This window comes from Aquitalea palustris (genome assembly GCF_003693445.1).
GTDB lineage: Bacteria > Pseudomonadota > Gammaproteobacteria > Burkholderiales > Chromobacteriaceae > Aquitalea > Aquitalea palustris.
In genome coordinates this window covers 146,142-165,379 of sequence record NZ_RFAR01000004.1, presented here as the reverse complement: position 1 = coordinate 165,379, position 19,238 = coordinate 146,142, and the positions used below count along the sequence as shown (strand labels likewise).

The 19,238-nt window shown below is 60.7% G+C and carries 22 protein-coding genes; 11 read left to right on the top strand and 11 right to left on the bottom strand.

Features of this window, described 5'->3' with window-relative positions; genetic code table 11:
• Positions 1–189: 189 nt before the first annotated feature.
• A complete protein-coding gene (gene cutA / locus EAY64_RS01850; protein ID WP_199734360.1) occupies positions 190–516 on the bottom strand; it encodes a divalent-cation tolerance protein CutA in 327 nt (108 codons plus the stop codon).
• Positions 517–534: 18 nt separating this feature from the next.
• On the opposite strand from cutA, the gene EAY64_RS01845 reads away from it, so the two are divergent.
• Positions 535–963, top strand: a complete 429-nt coding sequence (locus tag EAY64_RS01845; RefSeq protein WP_103523071.1) for an FxsA family protein — start codon at positions 535–537, stop codon at positions 961–963.
• Here the strand turns inward: EAY64_RS01845 and EAY64_RS01840 are convergent.
• Positions 957–1,253 carry a DUF167 domain-containing protein gene (locus tag EAY64_RS01840; RefSeq protein WP_103523070.1) on the bottom strand — a complete coding sequence of 99 codons (297 nt, stop codon included), beginning with the start codon at positions 1,251–1,253 and terminating at the stop codon, positions 957–959. The genes EAY64_RS01845 and EAY64_RS01840 overlap by 7 nt on opposite strands.
• 106 nt (positions 1,254–1,359) lie before the next feature.
• Here EAY64_RS01840 and EAY64_RS01835 point away from each other — a divergent pair, with 106 nt between their 5' ends.
• The 5 genes from EAY64_RS01835 to EAY64_RS01815 all read left to right on the top strand — a co-directional run bounded on the left by EAY64_RS01835 (position 1,360) and on the right by EAY64_RS01815 (position 4,152).
• On the top strand, positions 1,360–1,824 hold the full coding sequence (locus EAY64_RS01835) for a Dps family protein (RefSeq protein ID WP_103523069.1): 465 nt from the start codon (positions 1,360–1,362) through the stop codon (positions 1,822–1,824).
• Between the two features lie 97 nt (positions 1,825–1,921).
• Positions 1,922–2,767 carry a cell envelope integrity TolA family protein gene (locus EAY64_RS01830; RefSeq protein WP_103523068.1) on the top strand — a complete coding sequence of 282 codons (846 nt, stop codon included), beginning with the start codon at positions 1,922–1,924 and terminating at the stop codon, positions 2,765–2,767.
• Positions 2,768–2,791: 24 nt separating this feature from the next.
• On the top strand, positions 2,792–3,166 hold the full coding sequence (locus EAY64_RS01825) for a VacJ (protein ID WP_103523067.1): 375 nt from the start codon (positions 2,792–2,794) through the stop codon (positions 3,164–3,166).
• A gap of 29 nt (positions 3,167–3,195) precedes the next feature.
• Entirely contained in the window at positions 3,196–3,603 is a 408-nt protein-coding gene (locus tag EAY64_RS01820) for an acyl-CoA thioesterase (protein ID WP_103523066.1), read from the top strand.
• A 57-nt stretch (positions 3,604–3,660) separates the two neighbouring features.
• The gene (locus EAY64_RS01815) at positions 3,661–4,152 is read left to right on the top strand and encodes a TlpA disulfide reductase family protein (protein WP_103523065.1); all 492 of its coding nucleotides are present in this window, start codon (positions 3,661–3,663) and stop codon (positions 4,150–4,152) included.
• A gap of 59 nt (positions 4,153–4,211) precedes the next feature.
• On the opposite strand, the gene EAY64_RS01810 is transcribed toward EAY64_RS01815, so the two are convergent.
• From EAY64_RS01810 to def, 8 genes are all read right to left on the bottom strand, one after another.
• Positions 4,212–4,967, bottom strand: a complete 756-nt coding sequence (locus EAY64_RS01810; protein ID WP_103523064.1) for a HesA/MoeB/ThiF family protein — start codon at positions 4,965–4,967, stop codon at positions 4,212–4,214.
• A 122-nt stretch (positions 4,968–5,089) separates the two neighbouring features.
• On the bottom strand, positions 5,090–6,358 hold the full coding sequence (locus EAY64_RS01805; protein ID WP_059285445.1) for a sigma-54-dependent transcriptional regulator: 1,269 nt from the start codon (positions 6,356–6,358) through the stop codon (positions 5,090–5,092).
• On the bottom strand, positions 6,358–8,463 hold the full coding sequence (locus EAY64_RS01800; protein ID WP_103523063.1) for a sensor histidine kinase: 2,106 nt from the start codon (positions 8,461–8,463) through the stop codon (positions 6,358–6,360). The genes EAY64_RS01805 and EAY64_RS01800 overlap by 1 nt, the downstream gene beginning before the upstream one ends.
• Positions 8,463–9,017 carry a DUF4390 domain-containing protein gene (locus tag EAY64_RS01795; protein ID WP_226034226.1) on the bottom strand — a complete coding sequence of 185 codons (555 nt, stop codon included), beginning with the start codon at positions 9,015–9,017 and terminating at the stop codon, positions 8,463–8,465. The genes EAY64_RS01800 and EAY64_RS01795 overlap by 1 nt, the downstream gene beginning before the upstream one ends.
• Positions 9,018–9,021: 4 nt before the next feature.
• Positions 9,022–10,275, bottom strand: a complete 1,254-nt coding sequence (gene rsmB, locus EAY64_RS01790; RefSeq protein ID WP_103523061.1) for a 16S rRNA (cytosine(967)-C(5))-methyltransferase RsmB — start codon at positions 10,273–10,275, stop codon at positions 9,022–9,024.
• Positions 10,276–10,438: 163 nt separating this feature from the next.
• Positions 10,439–11,290, bottom strand: coding sequence for a zinc metalloprotease HtpX (gene htpX / locus EAY64_RS01785; RefSeq protein WP_103523060.1), 852 nt, complete (start codon positions 11,288–11,290; stop codon positions 10,439–10,441).
• Positions 11,291–11,323: 33 nt separating this feature from the next.
• Positions 11,324–12,244: a methionyl-tRNA formyltransferase gene (gene fmt, locus EAY64_RS01780; protein ID WP_103523059.1), complete on the bottom strand. Its 921-nt coding sequence runs from the start codon at positions 12,242–12,244 to the stop codon at positions 11,324–11,326.
• Between the two features lie 88 nt (positions 12,245–12,332).
• The gene (def, locus tag EAY64_RS01775; RefSeq protein ID WP_103523058.1) at positions 12,333–12,836 is read right to left on the bottom strand and encodes a peptide deformylase; all 504 of its coding nucleotides are present in this window, start codon (positions 12,834–12,836) and stop codon (positions 12,333–12,335) included.
• A 125-nt stretch (positions 12,837–12,961) separates the two neighbouring features.
• On the opposite strand from def, the gene EAY64_RS01770 reads away from it, so the two are divergent.
• The 5 genes from EAY64_RS01770 (at position 12,962) to EAY64_RS01750 (ending at position 18,726) form a co-directional block, all read left to right on the top strand.
• A complete protein-coding gene (locus tag EAY64_RS01770) occupies positions 12,962–13,999 on the top strand; it encodes a LysM peptidoglycan-binding domain-containing protein (protein ID WP_103523057.1) in 1,038 nt (345 codons plus the stop codon).
• Positions 13,996–15,078: a DNA-processing protein DprA gene (gene dprA, locus EAY64_RS01765; RefSeq protein WP_103523056.1), complete on the top strand. Its 1,083-nt coding sequence runs from the start codon at positions 13,996–13,998 to the stop codon at positions 15,076–15,078. The genes EAY64_RS01770 and dprA overlap by 4 nt, the downstream gene beginning before the upstream one ends.
• Before the next feature lie 41 nt (positions 15,079–15,119).
• The gene (locus EAY64_RS01760) at positions 15,120–15,578 is read left to right on the top strand and encodes a Smg family protein (RefSeq protein WP_059287381.1); all 459 of its coding nucleotides are present in this window, start codon (positions 15,120–15,122) and stop codon (positions 15,576–15,578) included.
• A gap of 170 nt (positions 15,579–15,748) precedes the next feature.
• Positions 15,749–18,043, top strand: a complete 2,295-nt coding sequence (gene topA, locus EAY64_RS01755; RefSeq protein WP_103523055.1) for a type I DNA topoisomerase — start codon at positions 15,749–15,751, stop codon at positions 18,041–18,043.
• A 299-nt stretch (positions 18,044–18,342) separates the two neighbouring features.
• A complete protein-coding gene (locus EAY64_RS01750; RefSeq protein ID WP_103523054.1) occupies positions 18,343–18,726 on the top strand; it encodes a hypothetical protein in 384 nt (127 codons plus the stop codon).
• 38 nt (positions 18,727–18,764) lie between these two features.
• Here the strand turns inward: EAY64_RS01750 and EAY64_RS01745 are convergent, their stop codons facing one another.
• Positions 18,765–19,136, bottom strand: a complete 372-nt coding sequence (locus EAY64_RS01745) for a DUF1622 domain-containing protein (RefSeq protein WP_199734359.1) — start codon at positions 19,134–19,136, stop codon at positions 18,765–18,767.
• Between the last annotated feature and the right edge of the window lie 102 nt (positions 19,137–19,238).

Below are 19,238 nucleotides of genomic sequence, written 5' to 3'. Positions count from 1 at the left end.
TTAAAAGTCCGCTGCTCTACCGGCTGAGCTACCGACCCACGAAAGAGTTCGCAACTATAATAAAACCGTCTTTTTCAGTCAAGGCTTTTACCGAAATAATTTGGAAAAACCGGGGCATAGGCCTGCATTTCATGCTACACGACTGGAACCATGGCAAATGGCGAGCAGTCCAAATTTTTCACGCCGCCGCTAGTCATCACTTGAAAGCACGCACTGTGATACCCATGTCAGGTAGGCGGGCAAGCCCTGCGCCACTGGCAATGCGATGATTTCCGGCACATCATAAGGGTGCAGCTCGAGCAAACGCTGCTGCAGTCTGGCGTAGCAGGCCTGGGTGGTCTTGATCAGCAGGGGGAGTTCGCTACTTTCCTGCAGCGCGCCCTCCCAGCGATAAACCGACCGGCAGGCGGGCAGGATATTGACGCAGGCAGCCAGACGCTCCTGCACCAGAACATGCGCAATGTGCGTGGCGGTGGTTTCGTCCGGCACATTGCAGATCACCATCAGACAATTCATAACGGATACCTTGATTCGATGCGCGCCATCTTGCTGTTGTTACTGCTTTACCCCCTGCTGGAAATCGCCACGCTGGTCACACTGGCCCATCATCTGGGCGGCGGCGTGGTATTCCTGCTGGTTCTGGCCAGCAGTCTGCTGGGCATCTGGATGCTGCGCAACCAGAAACTGGGGGCGCTACTGACGCTGTCCAGCGTCCTGCGCCAAGGCCAGCAGGTGTCGCTGTACTCGCTGCTGTGGCCCTTGCGCTATGCCTTGTCCGGCCTGCTGTTTGCCATTCCTGGCATCCTCAGCGACCTGCTGGCTATACTGCTGCTGCTACCTTTCAAGGGCCCGGCACTGAACATGGGTGGTCCTACCGCTGCCAGCACGCCGGATGATGTCATCGAGGGCGAATTCAGCCGTGTCGACAAACCGGCAGCGGATCAGCAACAGCGCCTTCACTGAACATGCAGCAAGGCCAGCACTTCCGGCTCGGCCAGTGACGACTCGATCAGCACCACCTTGTGCCGGCTCTTGTCGCCGGCCTGCAAGGCAACAGCGCGCTTGCCGACCGCAAAACAATCGGCCAGCCAGGATAGCAGTGCAGTATTGGCCTTGCCGTCGACAGGGGGTGCAGCCAGACGGATTTTCAGGCAGTCGCCATGTTCGCCCGCCACCTCGGTTTTCCGTGCGCCAGGCTGGACATGCAGGGTAAGACGCACCGTATGGCCGCTACAGACCAGCCAGGGTTTCATGGTGATTTTTCCGCAAAAGGGCAATTCTAGACCAAATTCAGCCGCACTCAAGCAACGCCCCGCAGGCTGATCCGTTCGGACTTGCCCATCAACCAGGAGTTTGCATATGGATATCGGTATCAACGAACAAGACCGTCAAGACATCGCCCATGGTCTCTCCCGCCTGCTGGCAGACACCTACACGCTGTATCTGAAAACCCACAATTTTCACTGGAACGTCACCGGGCCGATGTTCAACACCCTGCACCTGATGTTCGAGACGCAATACAACGAGCTGTCGCTGGCCGTGGACCTGATCGCCGAACGCATCCGCGCACTGGGCCACTTTGCCCCCGGCAGCTATGCCGACTACGCCAAGCTGACCGCGATTGCCGAAGCCAGCGGTGTACCCAAGGCCGAAGAAATGCTGGCACAGCTGGTGGATGGCCATGAAATCCTCTGTCGCACTGCCCGCAGCATTTTCCCGCTGGCCGAGCGCGCCGCCGACGAACCAACGGCCGACCTCCTGACCCAGCGCCTGCAAGTGCATGAGAAAACCGCCTGGATGCTGCGCAGCATGCTGGACAAATAAGCTGACACACCCCACGCCGCGCCCAGCGCGGCGTTTTTCTTGGCACATCCCCAGCCATGGTAAACTGCAGCAGTCTTACGGAGGCCGCCAGTTGCCCATGACCGCCAATCTGCGCAAACCCACCAGCACCAACGCTAACGGACCGCTGATCATCATGATCGCAGTGTCCTTATTGGCCCATGCCTTGCTGCTGGCCAGCAGCGCCATCTCCTGGACACCCGGCATCACCCTGCCTGATAACAACCGCATCAACATCCAGCTGGTACAGGCACCGACACGGCAAGTACTACCCACCATCCGCCAGAGTGAAGACAGCAACCAGGGTCGTGGCAATACCAGCGTCCCCGACCAGTTGGCCAGCCACAGCCGGCCCACGGCCAAACCCGAACAGACCGAGCAGTCCGTCGCCGCGCCGCCGGCCAGCAACGACACCAATCTGCTGCATGAAAACCACCGCAAAAAACCGGCACTGGCCAATGTCACGCCTGCCCAGCACACCGCGAGCGCACCGGTCAGCGCTGCTAACTTGCTGGGACAGATTGCCAACCTCGGCAGCGTGCAACGCGGGGATAGCGACGTAAAAGACAGCACACTGGAAAGCGGAGCTGCCGATGGCGCCGGCGACAGCGCCAACCGCTATGCCTGGGCGCGTTACAAGGAAGACTGGCGGCTACGCATGGAACGCATTGGCCAGCAAAACTATCCGGAAGCCTTGCGCCAGCAGCATATCTACGGCTCGGTCACCCTCGCGGTCAGCATTCTGCCGGATGGCAGCTTGCAGGACATCAAGGTGGTGCGAAAATCCGGCAATAGTGTGGTGGACGATGCCGCCATCAGTCTGGTCACCCGGCACGCCCCATTCGGCCGCTTTCCACCCTCACTGGCCGGCAAGGGCGCCCTGACCATCGTCAAGGCCTTTACCTTTAGCCGGGATAACAATTAGTCGAACCTACGACAAGGAAGCATCATGTTTGAAGTCAACCGCAGCATTGCGCTGATCCGCCCCAAAGCCCCCTTTCTCGACTGGCTGCAACGACTGCCTGGCGATCTCGACGGGCAGCTGGATCTGGACATCCTGACCCGCGACTGCAATGCCCTCTTGATTCCGGCAGCCGACGATTACGCCTCGGCCGCCGACTTCGTACTACAGCACTATCGCCTGCTGTTTCAGGCAGAGCTGGCCGACTGGTGCGATGATGAACAACTGTGGCCGGAGCAACTTTCTCCCGCCCTGTTTCTGGAGTGGTTTGAAGTAGAAATCCACTCCGTACTCACCGATATGGTCGAGACGCCACTAGAGCGCGAACCATTCGTCCCGCTGGACCTCAACGCCGAGGATTGAGGAACAGCTTTCACTACAAGGGGAAACACATGTCGCATGAAACACGCATCAAGGTCCGGGGTTATCATCTGGACCTGTACGGCCACGTCAACAACGCCCGCTATCTGGAATTCCTGGAAGAAGCCCGCTGGAGCTTTTTCGAAGACCGTGGCGACCTGCCCTGGTTTCTGCAATCCGGGCTGGCGCTGATCGTGGTCAACATCAATATCGACTATCGCCATCCGGCCACCATGGGCGACGAGCTGGCCCTGGCCACTTCGGTCAAGAGCATAGGCAGCCGCAGCGCCGTCATGCATCAACGCGTCACCCTGGCCGGTAGCGACAAGGTCGTTGCCGAAGCCGATGTGACTTTTGTGGTGTTTGACGCCAAGCAGAACAAGGCCGTGACGCTGGACGGACAATTGAAGGAACTCCTGCAGTCCATGCTGGACCAATAAGCCCGACAGCCCCGCCAGACGGGGCTGCTGTTTATCCCCTTTCCGGATGTAGCAAGCATGAAGAAGGTTCTGATCGCACTACTGGCAGTCGCCGTCATCGGCCTGGTGGCCTATACCCTGCTGTTCGACCGTAATGCGGCACCGCAGGTCAGCTATACCTCGCTGAGCGGCCAGCAAGCGGACACCGCCTCACTCAAGGGCAAGGTGGTACTGGTCAATTTCTGGGCCACCAGCTGTTCCGGTTGCGTGGAAGAAATGCCGGAAATCAAGAAACTGCACCAGCAATACGGCGCCCGCGGCCTGCAGATCATGGCGGTGGCCATGAGCTATGACCCGCCTAATTACGTACAGGCTTTCGTGCAGCAGAACCAGCTGCCCTTCTTTGTCGCTCTGGATGGCCAGGGCAGCATTGCCAAGGCCTTCGGTGACATCCAGCTGGCCCCCACCACCTTCCTGATCGACAAGCAGGGCAATATTCTCAAGCGCTATGTCGGCGTGATGGACTTCAAGGAAGTACACCAGATACTGAACCAGCAGCTGGGTGCCTGAGCCCATCAGCACAAAGCCCCGCCAATGCGGGGCTTTGTCTTGGTCAGAACCGGGGAAGCTCAGGCCGCAGCACACACCGGGCAGGCCGGATCACGAGTAAACTTCATCTGGCGGAAGTCTCCACTCAGCGCATCGTACAGAGTCAGTCGCCCCAGCACCGCTTGTCGCCCGGCCAGCAGCTTCACCGCTTCCACCGCCTGCAGGCTGCCGATCACCCCCACCAGCGGCGACAACACGCCAAAGGTGGCACACGGGCCATCGGACACCTCGCCCTCCTCGGCAAACAGGCAGTGATAGCAGGGCGAACCGGCTACACGCGGGTCGAACACGGCCAGCTGGCCAGCCAAGCGTACTGCGGCACCAGACACCAGCGGCACCCCGGCAGCCACACTGGCGCGGTTGACCGCATGGCGGGTAGCGAAATTGTCAGAACAGTCCAGCAACAGATCGTGCTGTCGCGCTTCTGCCAGCAGACGGTCTGCGCTTAAGCGCTCGCCCAGTGCCCGCACGGCGATGTCCGGATTGAGCGCCAGCATGCGCGCCCGCGCCGATTCGGCCTTGTTCAACCCCAGAGATGCCATATCGTGCACCACCTGGCGCTGCAGATTGCTCAGCTCCACCACATCATCATCGGCCAGCGTGATATGACCGACACCGGCACTGGCCAGATACAGCGCTACCGGCGAGCCCAGTCCACCAGCGCCGATCACCAGCACCCGGGACGCAGCCAGCCGCTGCTGGCCTTCGATATCGATTTCCGGCAGCAGGATATGCCGGCTATAGCGCAGCAGGGCTGCATCATTCAGATCTGTCATGGGGTCAAAGCTTAGTCAAATCAGGCTGGGGACGCCATAGTTCCGGCGAGCTAGCCGCAAAAACAAAACGCCAGCACAAGGCCGGCGTTTTATTCTGACTACAGACAGGCAACAGGCAGGGCTTACTCTTCCACCACCTTGCGGGCAAACTTGATGCCCAGTTGCTTGAGCTTGCGGTACAAGTGGGTACGTTCCAGTCCCACCTTCTGCGCCACGCGGCTCATATTGCCGTTTTCCAGCGAGATGTGGTACTCGAAGTAACGCCGCTCCAGCTGCTCGCGCAATTCGCGCAGCGGCATATTGAAGTCGAAGCCCGACTCCTCCACCGGCTTTTCATGGCGGAACTGCGCCAGCACCTTGTTGACCTCGGGAGCGTCGACATCGTCGGACTCCGAGGTCAGCGCCAAGCTCTTGATGATACTGCGCAACTGTTCCAGATTACCCGGCCAGTCATACTGGCGCAGCGCATTCAATGCCGCCGTGGTCAGCTTCTTGTTGGGAACCTGGCGCGACTCAACCAGCTCGATCAGAATCTGCTCGGCAATGAAAATGATGTCCTCCGCATGCTCGCGCAGCGGTGGAATCGGCACAATCACGCTCGACAAAGCCGTGAGCAGACGGTTATCGCATTCCGGATCGACCAGCAGTTCCTGCAGCGGCCGGCTGCAGGAACACAGCAGGCGTACATTAAAGCGGTCCAGTTTGGACAGCAGGAACAGCAAACCCTGTTGCACACGACGGTTGTACTGGCCGATTTCCGGCAGGAACAACACCCCGTTATTGGCTTTCTGCAGCAATTCCAGCGGCGCATCCGCCAGTTGTTCCGGCTTGGCCGGCGTCACCCAGGGCGTATTGCCCTGATGGAAAAAGCGTGCCACCAGTTCGAAACCGGAGCCCGGCTCGCCGGTCAGCAGCACCGGCGACTTGACCTTGGCCACCCGTTCCAGCTGGCGCTTGAGTTCCTGAATCGGCTCACTGCGTCCCAGCTTGTCCAGATTCAAGGAGGTATTGGCCTGCATATCGCCATACTTCAGCGCACGCTGCACCGTGGTGAGCAGCTTTTGCAGGGCAATCGGTTTTTCCAGGAAATCGAAGGCACCGATGCGGGTTGCCTCCACTGCGGTATCGATGCTGGCATGGCCAGACATCATGACTACCGGCATGTTGAGCTGGCCGGACTTGGCCCATTCCTTGAGCAGGGTAACCCCGTCGCAGTCCGGCATCCAGATATCCAGCAGCACCAGCGCGGGACGCGTCTGGTTGCGCAGCTGTCTGGCTACCTCGGCGTTTTCCGCCAGGGCAACCGTGTATCCCTCATCCTGCAGGATCTCCGAGAGCAGTTCACGTATTCCGATCTCGTCATCAACAATCAATATATCGCTGCTACGCATTAGGCCTCCAGCAATGGCAGGGTGAGAAGAATTCGCGCGCCTTGCTGCTCGCCATTCCCCAATATGACCTGGCCATGGTGTTCCTCCGCTATTTTCTTCACCACCGCCAGTCCCAGCCCGGTTCCCTTGGGCTTGCTGGTCACATAGGGCTCGAACGCGCGTGGCAGGAGCTCGGCAGGAAAGCCCGAACCATTGTCCTGCACGCAGACGGTCGCGTTTCTTCCTTCTTGTCGGCTGCTAATGTGAATCATCGGGATGTCAACGTCAAGGACCGCATCCTGTGCGTTCTGCATCAGGTTGTGCAATACCTGCCGCAGCAATGCGGCATCCCCCATGATCATCAGCGGCCTGTCTTCCAGTTCAATCTTAACAGCCGGATTGGATTCGTACAGCGTGGCAACCTCCCGTACTACCTGATTGAGATCAAGTTCACTGAGTTTGATGCGTGGTGCGCGCGCATAATCGCGAAAAGCATCCACCATATTTTTCAGCGCCGCCACCTGCTTGATGATGGTGTCGGTTGAGCGCTTGAGCATGTCGGCATCTGCGGCTTCCAGCTTGGCGGTCAACTTCATCGCCAAACGCTCGGCCGACAGCTGGATGGGGGTGAGCGGATTGCGGATTTCATGCGCCAGCCGCTTGGCCACCTCGCCCCAGGCGGCATCGCGCTGCGCCCGCCCTAGCTCGGTTATATCATCGAACACCACAACATAACCGCTTCCGGAGCGTTCCGGCAAGCGGGCACCGCGCACCAGCAGGCTGCGTGCGCCCTGGCCGGTGACATAATCAAGCTGGGTTTGCCATTCTTCTTCCAGCTTGTTCTCGCCGTGCTGCAGCATGGTATCGACCAGCGGAATCAGCGCCGGCACCTGCGTCGACCATTGCTTGACCGGGTAGGCAACCAGTTCGGCAAAGTCCACCCCCAGGATGCGGCCAGCACTGGTATTGGCGGCACGCAGCTGCCAGCTTTCGTCCAGCGCGATAACGCCAGCGGACAAATTGGCCAATATGCTTTCCAGATAGAGCTTGCCGCTTTCCAGAGCACGCTGGTTCTGGTTGGCTGTTTGGCGCGCCTCTTCCAGTTGCTGGGTCATGCGGTTGAACAAGGTGGTGAGCATGCCCAGTTCGTCACGGCGATAAACCGGGTGCCGCTTGGAAAAGTCACCCTGAGCCACCGCACGGGTGCCGGCGGCCAGTTCGGACAACGGGGCAGACAGGCGCTCGGACAGGAACAGGGCAAAAGCCAGTGCCGAGGTGAGTGCCAGCAGGCAGGCCAGCGCCAGGGTCAGCATGTAGAAGGTTTTCAGGCCATCACGTGACAGCAACAGCTGATGGTATTCGGCGCGGGCGGTTTCAATCTGCTCGGCATCATGGGCAATGGACTGCGGCGCAGCCTGCACCACCTGCAGCACCCGCCAGTCGCCCTCCAGCGTGCGGTAGGGCAGCAGCACCTTGAGCGCCAGGCCACCGGCCTCATTTTCGATACTCTTGCTACCCTGGCGTAGCTTGAGGCCACGCAAGGTATCGCGGGCAGGCTGTTGTGGCAGCTGGCGGGCATTGGTGCTGGCAAAATTCAGCAACTTGCCGGATTTGTCGAAAATGGCCAGCTCACGCAGTCCCAGTTGCTCGCGCAGCCGTTCCAGCCGAGAAGGGAGCATGCTGCCGGGCAGGCCGTCGATGTCATCCAGCACGACGCGGCTTTTGCGGGCAACGTCTTCCAGCACATAGTTGAGTGCACCCTTGCCCAACTCCAGGCCACGATCCAGTGCCGACTCCACCCGTACGTCGAACCAGCTTTCAATACTGCGGGTGAGGAATTGGGCCGAGATGGTAAACACCAGCAAGCCCGGCACCAGGGCCACCACGGCAAACATCATCACCAGCCGCTGGGTCAGCTTGGCCCCGAAAACCCGGCCCTTGACCCGCTGGCGCAGGCGCAGCAGCTGGCGCCCCACCACACCGAGCAGGCCAAGCAGCAGCAGACTGTTGAGGCCGAATACCCACCAGTAATACTCGGCCAGCTTGGAGGCATTGCCGGTGGCCACCGCCAGCAGGTAGAGCATGATGGCACCGAAAGTCGCCAGGGCGATCGTCGCGTAACGCATCAGTTGCCATCTTTCATGCTGATGGCCGTCCAGTTGGAAGACAGGCTCCAGTCGCCCGAACCCAGGGCATTGATCTGGAATGGCTTGGGCAGCTCACTGATGTCCAGCACCAGCCGCACCCGGCCAGCGACGCTGCCGGGGCTGCGCGGATCGAGCGCGCCACTTTGCAAGACGCGCCAGTCCTGGATGGAGCCAAGCGCGCCCATGGCTTCGGCCAGGGTACGGTAATAATTTGAAAAACTGCCGATGGTGATGCGGTAACGACTGGTCAGCGGCTGGTAGGACAGCTTGAAAGCCAGGCTGGCATGTGGCTCGAACCATTCTTTCAGGTTGAGATAATAAGCGGTGCTGCGTGGCCGGGTAAGTTCGAACTCCAGCCGGAAAGTCAGGGCAACACCCTGCTCCAGGGCATCGCTCAGCCCGCTGGACAGTTTGGTCTGAAAACGGGTACTGAGCGACAGTTGGCCATCCTGGGTCAGCTCGGCATCGGCACGGCGCGCCAGAATGCCATCGGCCTGCGCCGTATTGACGGCACAGACCAGTAGCCATAACACCAGGCTAATGTTTCGCAAGCAGCGCGTAATAGAAACCGTCATGACGCTCACAGGGCAACAGTTGTTGCTGATTCAGGCATTCGGCATCGGAATGACGCGCCAGGAATGCGGCCAGCTGCTGCTGATTTTCTTCCGGAAAAATCGAGCACGTAGCGTAAAGCATTTTGCCCCCGGAGGCGAGTAGCCCCCACAGCGTGTCAACCATCACCGCCTGCTGGCGTGCCAGCGCAGCGAAATCGCCGGGGCGACGCAGCCACTTGATGTCCGGATGGCGGCGCACCACGCCGGATGCCGAGCAGGGAACGTCAGCCAGAATGCGGTCAAATGGCTGCCCATCCCACCAGTCACCGCTCTGTCCGGCATCCGCAGCCTGCAGCTTGGCGCTCAGCCCGCAGCGCTGCAGATTGTCGGCCACCCGCTGCAGTCGCTGGGCATCGATGTCCAGCGCCGTCAGTTGCAGGTCGGCCAGTTCCAGCATGTGGCAGGTTTTGCCGCCGGGAGCGGCACAGGCATCCAGCACCCGCAGCCCGGGCTGCAAGTCGAGCAGCGCGGCAGCCTGCTGCGCACCCCAGTCCTGCACCGAGACCACGCCTTCGGCAAAACCCGGCAGCTCACGCACATTGACCGGCTTTTCCAGCTGGATGCCACAGATCTCATCCAGCGCGCTGGCGGCCATGCCCAGCGCTTCCAGCTGGGCCAGGTAGCCGGCCACCGTACTCTTGCGGGCATTGATACGCAGTGTCATCGGCGGATGGCTGTTATTCCATTCCAGTATCGAGGACCATTGCTGCGGGTAAGCCTGCTGTACCGCCTTGATCCACCAGCGCGGATGATTGGTGGCTGCTTCCAGATCCTTGTCTGCCAGCCGCAGCATTTCTTCGCGCTGACGCAGGAAATTGCGCAACACGCCGTTGACCAGCGCCTTGAATTTGCCACGCGCCAGGCGCTCGGACAGCTTGACCGCCTCGTTGACGATGGCGTAATCAGCGGCACGGGTATAAACCAGCTGATAAAGCGCCACCAGCAGCACCCGTTCCAGTTGTGGTTCCGGCAGGGCTTTGGGGACCAGCCGCCGCAGCCAGAAGCGCAGACGCGCCAGCTGGCGCAGGCTGCCGTAGCAGATGTCCTGCAGGGCGGCGCGCTCTGGCGGCGTCAATTCACTGCCCTGGCGCTGGGCTTGGGCCAGTGCCTCGGTCAGGGTATGGCCGGATTCCACCTGGCCCAGCACGTCGGCGGCCAGTTGCTGTATGCGATGCATGTCAAAACCTTAAATGGCAAACGGCGAGGACTGCGCTCTCGCCGTTGATAACGGCCGGTTCGCATCTGGCGGCACCGGCCCGTGGGTCTCTGCCCCTACCGCAAACCAAGCAGTCTGGCTTGATGCGGCGGCAACAGATTCTTGCTAGAGGCGCATGATACGTTCAGCCCACGCCGCGCGCCATAGCATGCAAGCGGGCAATGCGCTCTTCGGTATGCGGATGGGTGCGGAACAGCTCGCCCATGCTCAGGCCGGACAGCGGGTTGATGATCATCATCTGCGCGGTTTCCGGGTGTGCCTGTGCCGTGGGCATGGCAATACCTTGAGCGTAGTACTCGATCTTCTGCAGCGCTGCCGCCAATGCCAACGGATCGCCGGAAATTTCGGCACCACCACGGTCGGCTTCGAATTCGCGCGCCCGGGAAATGGCCATCTGGATGACGCTGGCGGCCAGCGGCGCCAGGATGGCGACCAGGATGCCGGCCAGCGGATTGACCGGCCGGCCGTTTTCGTCACGCCCACCAAAGAACATGGCGAAGCTGGCCAGGGCCGACACCGCGCCGGCCATGGTGGCCGACAGGGTGGAGATCAGCGTGTCGCGGTGGTGTACGTGGGCCAGTTCGTGCGCCATCACGCCGCGCAGCTCGCGGTAGTCCAGCATGCGCATGATGCCGCTGGTGGCGGCCACGGCGGCGTGTTCCGGATCACGCCCAGTGGCAAAGGCATTGGGCTGGTCTTCATGGATCACGTAAACCCGTGGCATGGGCAGGCCGGCGCGCTGTGCCAGCTCGGCCACCATGCCGTAAAACTCGGGGGCCGTACTGGCATCCACCTCCTGCGCGTTGTACATGCGCAACACCATCTGGTCGGAATTCCAGTAGGCAAACAGATTCATCCCGCCGGCAAACAACAAGGCCAGTAACAGGCCGCTCTTGCCTCCCACCATGGCGCCAATGAAGCCGAGAAACGCCACGAAGGCGGCCATCAGCACCGCGGTCTTGATCAGATTATTCACACTAGCCTCCTTTGCTCTGGCCTGTTGTGACGCTCAGCCGCCCAGACGGGTTCCCACCAGCGCGGTACGGCCTGCGGCAAAATCACGCGCACTCAGCCGCTTGCCGCCTGCTGCCTGCAACTGGCTGACCAGCACCAGTCCGTCTCCACTGCCCACCACTACGCCCTCGGCATCGGCACGCAGCACCACACCCGGCTCGCCCTCGCCGGCAATGGCCTGGGCAAACCACAGCTTGAGCGGCTCGCCGTCCAGCTTGGTAAACGCGCCCGGAGCCGGGTTGTAGGCCCGAATGGCGCGGGCAATGGTGGCGGCCGGCAGCGACCAGTCCACCTCAGCCTCAGCCTTGGTCAGCTTGTGGGCATAGTTCACGCCCTGTTCCGGCTGGGCTTGCGCAGACAGGCTGTCCAGCTGTGCCAGCGTGCTGACGATAGCCTCGGCGCCACATGCGGCCAGCTTGTCGTGCAGGCTGGCTGCGGTGTCATCGGCGGCAATGGCCAAAGGGTGGATGGACAGCATGTCGCCGGTATCCAGCCCCACATCCATCTGCATGATGGTGATGCCGGTTTCGCTGTCGCCGGCCAGGATGGCGCGCTGAATGGGCGCGGCACCGCGCCAGCGTGGCAGCAATGAGGCATGGATGTTGAGGCAGCCGCGTGGCGGAATCTCCAGCACAGCCTTGGGCAGCAGCAGACCATAAGCCGCCGCCACCATCAGTTCGGCACCGATAGCCTGCAGCATGGCCTGGGCTTCTTCCGTTTTGAGGGAGACCGGCTGTTCCACCCGCAGACCATGCTCCAGCGCCACCTGTTTCACCGGGCTGGGCTTGAGTTTCATGCCACGACCTGCCGGGCGATCCGGCTGGGTCAGCACCAGGGCAATTTCATGCCCGGCAGCCAACAGCGCTTTGAGCGCTGCGGCAGCGAATTCCGGCGTACCGGCAAAAATCAGTTTCATCGTGACCCTGAAAAAAACAAGAGACAGGGCTGGCCGTGTCTCGGATGTGGAGTAAGCAGGCCGCTTGCTTTAAGCACCGGCCACAGACTTACATATTCTGCTTTTCGCGCTTTTTCATCTTGGTACGGATGCGGCCCTGCTTGAGCTCGGACAGGTATTCAACGAATACCTTGCCGTCCAGATGGTCGATTTCGTGCTGGATGCAGATGGCCAGCAAGCCGTCGGCTTCCAGCTCGAATACCTTGCCGGTGGCATCCTGAGCGCGGACCTTGACGCGCTCGGCGCGGGTCACCTTGTCATAGATGCCGGGCACCGACAGGCAGCCCTCTTCGTACACGGTTTCGCCTTCTTTTTCGGTGATGACCGGGTTGATGAAGACGCGACGCTCGTCATGCTCTTCGGAAATGTCCATCACCACCAGCCGCTGGTGGTAGTCCACCTGGGTGGCGGCCAGGCCGATGCCCTTGGCCTCGTACATGGTGTCGAACATATTGTCGATCTGGGTCTGCAGGGCAGCGTCAAAAGTCTCGACCGGCGTGGCCACGGTATGCAGACGCGCATCCGGATAATGCAGAATGTTCAGCAGCGCCATCGGTTTTCTTGCTCCAAGTTGTCGTAATGCCATCAGCACGTCGATAATAGACGGGTCTGACGCATGCTCGTTTGTCAAAGGAGCGCTCGCGGGCGCTCGTTACACTCAATATTGGGGCACTTTTCATGCGTAAAAGTATTATATCGCTTGCTTTGGCTCTGGGACTGGCTCTCCCGGCATTTTCCGACACCCTCACCATCAAGCCCGACGCTCCCGCGCGCTATACCGTGACCAAGGGCGATACCTTGTGGGGCATCTCGGGACGCTACCTCAAGAGCCCATGGAAGTGGCCCAGCTTGTGGCAGATGAACAAGCGTGACATCAAAAACCCGCACTGGATCTACCCTGGCGACGTGCTGGTACTGAGCTATGTCAACGGCCAGCCACGGCTGTCGCTGGAAAAAGGTGGCCAGGGCGAAGTGCGGCTGTCACCGCAAGTACGCATGTCCGACATGGACAAGGCGGTGCCCAGCATTCCGGCCACGGCCATCGAGCCCTTCCTGCACCGCCCGCTGGTGGTCAATGAAGATGAATTCAACACCGCGCCCAGGCTGATTGCCGGACCGGAACAACGGCTGGCCTTTGGTACTGGCGACCGCGTCTTTGCCAACGGCGTTGGCGAAATGGGCAACTGGCAAGCCTATCGTGCCAGCAAGCCGCTGGTCGACCCCGACACCAAGGAAAACCTCGGCTTCGAAGTGATGTACGGTGGTGACGTGGTGGTAGACAAGCTGGGCGAGGATGTGCAAAGCATGCACATCACCAGCGTAGCCGGTGAAATCCTGGTGGGCGACCGCCTGATCAAGGCCCCGAAAGACCAGTTTGTCAGCTACGTGCCGCACAGCCCGGACGGCAACATCCGCGGCCAGATCATCTCGGTCTACGATGGCGTGGACGGTGCCGCGCAGTATTCCAATGTAGTCATCAACCGTGGCCGGCGCGAACAGGTGGAAGCAGGCGACGTGTTCAGCATCTACAAGAATGGCAAACCGGTGTCCATCATCACCGCCAACGGCGAAGAAAAATCCGTCATGCTGCCAGGCCAGACCATAGGCAAGATTTTCATCTACCGCGTGTTTGACAAGGTGTCATACGGACTGGTGCTGGAAAGCGCCGACGCCGCCAGTGTCGGCGATGTCGTGGCCCCACCGGAAAGCGAATGAGCGATAGCACCAGCGACTGGCTGCTGCTGGCACTGACCCCGGGCATCGGCCCGGCGGGCTTTCTCAAGCTGATCGCCAGCTTTGGCTCGGCCAGTCATGCTGTGGCCGCCAGTACAAGCCAGACCGCGCCACTAATCGGCCAGCAGGCTGCCATGGCCCTGCGTGAGCGGGTGGCGCAGCCGGATGCTGCCGCCGCGCTGGCCTGGGCCGAAGGCGAGCAGTGCAGCCTGCTCAGCCTGCAGGATGACGACTATCCGCAGGCGCTGGCCGAAACCGCCTCACCACCGCCGCTGCTGTTTGCCCGCGGTCGCCGCGAATTACTGCAACAACCCATGCTGGCCATGGTGGGCAGCCGTAGCGCCACGCCGCCAGGCAAGCAGATCGCCAGCGATTTTGCCCAGCGTCTGGCCGAGCACGGCTACACCATCGTCAGCGGACTGGCCAGCGGCATCGACGCGGCAGCACACCAGGGTGCGCTGGCAGCGGCAGGCTCCACCATCGCCGTGATCGGCACCGGCATCGACCGGGTCTATCCCGCCAGCAACCGCACGCTGGCACATCAGATCGGCAGCGCCGGACTGATCCTGTCCGAATTCCCGCTGGGTGCCGGCCCGCTGGCCGGCCATTTCCCGCGCCGCAACCGCATCATTGCCGGCCTCGCCCGCGGCTGCCTGGTGGTAGAGGCCAATATCAATTCCGGCTCGCTGATCACCGCCCGGCTTGCGGCCGAGAGCGGGCGCGAAGTCATGGCCGTACCTGGCTCGATCAACAACCCGCAGGCGCGTGGCTGCCACCGGCTGCTGAAAGATGGTGCACGGCTGGTGGAATCGGTGGAAGACGTGCTGGAAGAAGTGGGCCGGCTGAGCCGCAGCGCGCGGCCTGCCGCCGTTTGCACTCCTGATCCGGCAGCGGGAACAGAGCAGATTCTCACCCTGATGGGCTTCGACCCGGTCAGCAGCCAGTGGCTGGCACAGCAACTCGGGTTGACGCAAGGGGAGGTTTACGCGATGCTGCTCGAGCTGGAGCTTGCCGGCAAGCTCACCAGCCTGCCTGGCGGGCAGGTCCAGCGACTGGTCTGATTCAGACTGGATTCTGTAGCAGCTCATTTGAAGAAGACCTGATGTTTGACGTTCTCACTTATTTGTTCGAGCAATACCGTGACCCGGATGCCTTTGGTGACCGCGGCACACTGATGCGCCAGCTGGAAGCCGCCGGCTTCGAAGACGAGGAAATCAACGACGCGCTGGACTGGCTGGACAATGTCGCCAATATGGTGGAAGGCCTGTATGCCAGCGCAGACGATGCCTCGGGCATGCGCATTTATGCCGATGCCGAGCAGGAACGCCTGCCTACCGAAGTGCGCGGCCTGATCCAGTTTCTGGAAGACCACGGCGCGCTGTCGCCCTCGCAGCGCGAAATGGTGATTGACCGCCTGTTTGAACTGCCGGATGACGATATCAATGTCGGCTCGGCCAAGCTGGTGGCACTGATGGTGTTGTGGGCGCAAAAGGCAGAGCTACCCATCCTGCTGGGCGAAGAATTGCTGGACGCCATTCATGGCGAACCCACCATGCAATGACTTGTCAGCGCCGGTGCGACGGGCTTAACATCCCGCCTCGCCTGACGAGACTGCACGGAATTTTGCACAAGAGCGCCACACGCGCTCTTGTTTTATTTGCGCACTTGCTTTATTTGATAGATAGAACCGCTATCAGCCGGAGTCCCTCCGGTACACACTGAAACGAAAACATGCCCTCCAGCCTCTTGATCGTTGAGTCGCCATCCAAGGCAAAAACGCTGAAGAAATACCTGGGACCGGACTTCGAAGTCCTGGCTTCCTACGGTCACGTGCGCGATCTGGTACCGAAAAACGGTGCGGTAGACCCGGAAAAGGGTTTTGCCATGAAGTACCAGCTGATCGCCCGCAACAGCAAACATGTAGACGCCATCGTCAAGGCGGTGGCCGAGGTGGACCATGTCTACCTGGCCACTGACCCGGACCGCGAAGGTGAAGCCATTTCCTGGCATCTGGTGCAGATCCTCAACAGCAAGAAGCTGCTGAAGGACAAAACCGCCCAGCGCGTGGTATTCCACGAAATCACCAAGAATGCGGTACTGGAAGCCATCGGCAACCCGCGCGAAGTCGCCCAGGATCTGGTCGATGCCCAGCAGGCACGCCGTGCGCTGGATTATCTGGTGGGTTTCAATCTGTCGCCGCTACTGTGGAAGAAAATCCGCCGCGGCCTGTCAGCTGGTCGGGTACAAAGCCCGGCACTGCGCCTGATCTGCGAACGCGAAAACGAGATCAAGGCCTTTGTGCAGCAGGAATACTGGTCGGTGCATCTGGACAGCCACAAGGGCAGAACCAAGTTCTCCGCCAAGCTGACCACCCTGGCCGGCCAGAAGCTGGATCAATTCGCCATCCCGGGTGATGCCGAACACGCCGACATCCTGGCGCGTCTGCAAGACCAGCCTGCCACGGTCACCACCATCGAGAAGAAAAAGAAATCGCGCAGCCCGGCTGCCCCTTTCACCACCTCGACGCTGCAGCAGGAAGCCGTGCGCAAGCTGGGCATGACCACCGACCGCACCATGCGGACCGCGCAGCAGCTGTATGAAGGTATCGACATCGGCCAGGGCACGGTCGGTCTGATCACCTATATGCGTACCGACTCGGTGGCACTGGCCAATGAAGCTGTGGAAGAAATCCGCAGCTATATCAGTGACACCTTCAACAACGACTTTCTGCCCAAGAACGCCGTTGCCTACAAGAACAAGTCCAAGAATGCCCAGGAGGCGCACGAGGCGATTCGCCCCACCTCCATCCTGCGCACGCCGGATTCGGTCAAGCCCTTCCTCACCACCGACCAGTTCAAGCTGTACGACATGGTGTGGAAGCGTACCTTGGCCTGCCAGATGGCACCGGCCAAGTTCGACACCACCAGCGTAGACATCACCATGGGCGAGGGCATCTTCCGTGCCAGCGGCCAGGTGCAGACCTTTGCCGGCTTCCTCGCCGTATACGAGGAAGACGTGGATGATGCCGAGGACGAAGACAACGCCAAGCTGCCCTTGCTGGAAGAAGGCGACAGCCTGCCGGTAGACAAGCTGTATGGCGAACAACACTTCACCCAGCCGCCGCCGCGCTTCTCCGAAGCCAGCCTGGTGAAGGCGCTGGAAGAATTCGGCATCGGCCGTCCTTCCACCTACGCCAGCATCATCTCCACGCTGAAAGACCGCGAGTATGTGATTCTGGACAAGAAGCGCTTCCAGCCCACGGATACCGGCGACATCGTCAACAAATTCCTGACTGAGCATTTCAGCCAGTACGTGGACTACAACTTCACCGCCAAGCTGGAAAACCAGCTGGATGATATCGCCAGCGGCCAGCGTGAATGGGTGCCGGTGATGGACAGCTTCTGGAAAGGCTTTTCCAAGCAGCTGGCGGAAAAAGAGAGCATTTCCCGCGCAGAAGTCACCACCGAAAGCCTGGACGAAGCCTGCCCGAAATGCAGCAAGCCCTTGTCCATCAAGTTTGGCAAGCGCGGCCGCTTCATCGCCTGCACCGGCTACCCGGATTGCGACTACACCCGCAATATGGGTGAAACCGCCGAGCAGGCAGCCGAGGAGGCCGAAGCACCGACGGTGATCGAAGGCCGGGTCTGCCCGGACTGCGGCGGCGAACTGCATATCAAGAAGGGTCGTTACGGCAAGTTCATCGGTTGTGCCAACTACCCCAAGTGCAAGCACATCGAGCCGCTGGAGAAACCCCGCGACACCGGTGTGGAATGCCCGGAATGCAAGACCGGCCACCTGATCGAGCGCAAGAGCCGCTACGGCAAGCTGTTCTACAGCTGCAATACCTATCCCAAGTGCAAGTACGCCACCTGGAACCCGCCGGTCGCCGAGCCCTGCCCCAAGTGCAACTGGCCTATCCTCACCATCAAGACCACCAAGCGTCGCGGTACGGAAAAGGTGTGCCCGCAGAAGGAATGCGGCTACAGCGAGGTGATTGCCCCGCCGGAAGCCAAGACAGAAGAGTAAGTCTGCGCACCGCGCTATGCGGAGCCGGTAATAGCAACGCCACCTGCGGGTGGCGTTGTTTTTTTGGCTATGCCGTGGAAACCCGGCAACGGCAAGAGCTAGCCCATCATCATGATTAATTGACTGATTTTATTAATTAATTTCGGATAAATCGCCATATAATTCGGAAATCAGGCTAAACCGTAAACAGCCTGAAGGTTCCTGCGACGGACCACACTTGATTCCAGACAACACGCCGCCTCCATGTCAGGCGGCGTTTGCCGTTTCACGGGCCAACCTACCCGGGCAAAGCACACATCATGAAAACACACAGCAGCTTCTTTTTTACCGGCGCTACCATTCTCACCCTGTTCGGCCTGCTCAGCGGCCACTGGCTGATGTTGCCGCTTGCCTTCCTGCTGGCCTTCTGCGGCATGGTGGCCGCCGACCGCGAACAGCTGGCCGACATGGATATCCATACCGCAGCCATGCTGCTGGTGCTACCCAGCCAGCAGCCCGTGCTGCCGCTGGACCACTTCCATGGCAATGAATTGCTGTTCTATCAGGCCGGCAGCCCGGTCTACCGGATACTGCAGGCCAATGGCGCCAGCTGGGAGCTGGTGGGGGAATATGGCAAGGTTGAAGATGCCAGTGGCTGCATCCGGGTCTATCCCGGCTACCTGTACCGTCGCCAGGCACGCTAAAGACTGCCAAGCAGACCGGCAGGGCCGGCACAGGGGTGCTAGGTCGGTGGCGGCTGCTCTGCCTGCTCGGTATCGCGAATTTCCTGGGCCAGGAAAAAATTGAGTGCTGTACGCAGTACCGCAATGGCCGCCAGCTTGCCGATCTGGTCCCAGCTGGGAGCGACCGCCGTAGACAGGATGTCGGCCGCCAGTTGCAATTCCAGCGCCAGCGCCAGAAAGCGGGCAAAGCTCAGCCGCACCGCGTTGTATTGCGTCATGCCCGGCTGGAAGCAGCGTTGCAGGTAACGCACGCCAGCAAACAGCACCCCCACACCAATCACCAGCGCACCACAGGCCTCTACCCCCAGTTTCAGCCACAGCACCAGATTGAGCACCAGTTCTTCCACGCCAGAATCGGCCGGTGACAGCATATGCATCCTCTCCATTGACATGACCGGGGCCAACCAGCATACACGCAAGAACGCCACCGGACAGCCCGGCAACGATGCCATATGCATGCTATGCTGGGCCGG